This window comes from Terrabacter sp. P5_B1 (assembly GCF_056400505.1).
This window is the reverse complement of sequence record NZ_JBFULD010000526.1, coordinates 1-1,663: the sequence shown is the minus strand read 5'-3', so window position 1 is coordinate 1,663 and position 1,663 is coordinate 1. Positions and strand designations below refer to the sequence as shown.

General features: G+C 68.1%; 1 protein-coding gene. It reads right to left on the bottom strand.

What is annotated here, in order from left to right; all coding sequences use genetic code 11:
• Positions 1 to 74: 74 nt before the first annotated feature.
• Complete coding sequence (gene ahcY / locus AC1DP0_RS21650; RefSeq protein WP_478088601.1) at positions 75 to 1,511, bottom strand: adenosylhomocysteinase; 1,437 nt, start codon at positions 1,509 to 1,511, stop codon at positions 75 to 77.
• Positions 1,512 to 1,663: the final 152 nt, after the last annotated feature.

Below are 1,663 nucleotides of genomic sequence, written 5' to 3'. Positions count from 1 at the left end.
GAACGTATGCCGTCCCCCTCGCGAGGGGGACGGCATACGTTCTCGTGGGGCGGGCCCAGCCCGTCCGGGTCGGCTCAGTAGCGGTAGTGCTCCGGCTTGTACGGGCCGGCGACGTCGACACCGAGGTACTCGGCCTGGCCCTTGGTCAGCTCGGTGAGCCGGACGCCGAGGGCGTCGAGGTGCAGGCGCGCGACCTTCTCGTCGAGGTGCTTCGGCAGCGTGTACACCTGCTTCTCGTAGTCGCCGGTCTTCGTGAAGAGCTCGATCTGGGCGATCGTCTGGTTGCTGAAGCTGTTGCTCATGACGAAGCTCGGGTGGCCGGTGGCGTTGCCGAGGTTCATCAGGCGACCCTCCGAGAGCACGATGATCGAGCTGCCCGAGGTGAACGTCCACTCGTGGACCTGCGGCTTGATCTCGGTCTTCTGGATGCCGGGGACGCGGGCGAGGCCGGCCATGTCGATCTCGTTGTCGAAGTGGCCGATGTTGGCCACGATCGCCTTGTTCTTCATCTTGGTCATGTGCTCGGCCGTGATGACGTCGTAGCAGCCGGTCGTCGTGATGAAGATGTCGGCGGTTTCGACGACGTCCTCGAGGCGGGCGACCTGGAAGCCCTCCATCGCCGCCTGCAGGGCGCAGATGGGGTCGATCTCGGTGACGATGACGCGAGCGCCCTGGCCGCGGAGCGACTCGGCGCAGCCCTTGCCCACGTCGCCGTAGCCGGCGACGACGGCGACCTTGCCGCCGATGAGGACGTCGGTGGCGCGGTTGAGGCCGTCGATGAGCGAGTGGCGGCAGCCGTAGGTGTTGTCGAACTTGCTCTTGGTCACCGCGTCGTTGACGTTGATGGCCGGGAAGAGCAGCTCGCCGGTCTCGGCCAGCTGGTAGAGGCGGTGGACACCGGTCGTGGTCTCCTCGGTGACGCCCTTGATGCCGGCGGCGACGGTGGTCCACTTCTGCGGGTCGGTCGTCAGCGTCTGGCGGACGAGCTCCTTGAAGACGCCGAACTCCTCGGAGTCCTCGTCGGTGGTCGGCGGCACCTGGCCGGCCTTCTCCCACTCGCGGCCCTTGTGGACGAGCATCGTGGCGTCGCCGCCGTCGTCGAGGATCATGTTCGGGCCCTCGCCGCCGGGCCAGGTGAGGATCTGGTCGGTGCACCACCAGTACTCGGGGAGGGTCTCGCCCTTCCAGGCGAAGACGGGCACACCCTGGAGGTCGTCGGCGGAGCCCTTCGGGCCCACGACGACGGCGGCGGCGGCCTCGTCCTGCGTCGAGTAGATGTTGCACGAGGCCCAGCGGACCTCGGCGCCGAGCGCGGTGAGCGTCTCGATGAGGACAGCCGTCTGGACGGTCATGTGGAGCGAGCCGGCGATGCGGGCGCCCTTGAGGGGCTGGGCCTCGGCGTACTCCTCGCGGATCGCCATGAGGCCGGGCATCTCGTGCTCGGCGAGTCGGAGCTGGTGTCGGCCGGCCTCGGCGAGGCTCAGGTCGGCAACCTTGTAGTCGAAGGACATGAGTGATCGTTTCCTTTGATCGTCGGTCTGCAGACCCGGCGCGCCCCTCTGGGCTCATCTGGCGGGTCATCACCCACGCCGGCAGTCGCCCAGTCTAGCGGCGCGACGCCGTCGAGCCCGCATGCCGTGTCGAACGTCGCCCAGGTACGACG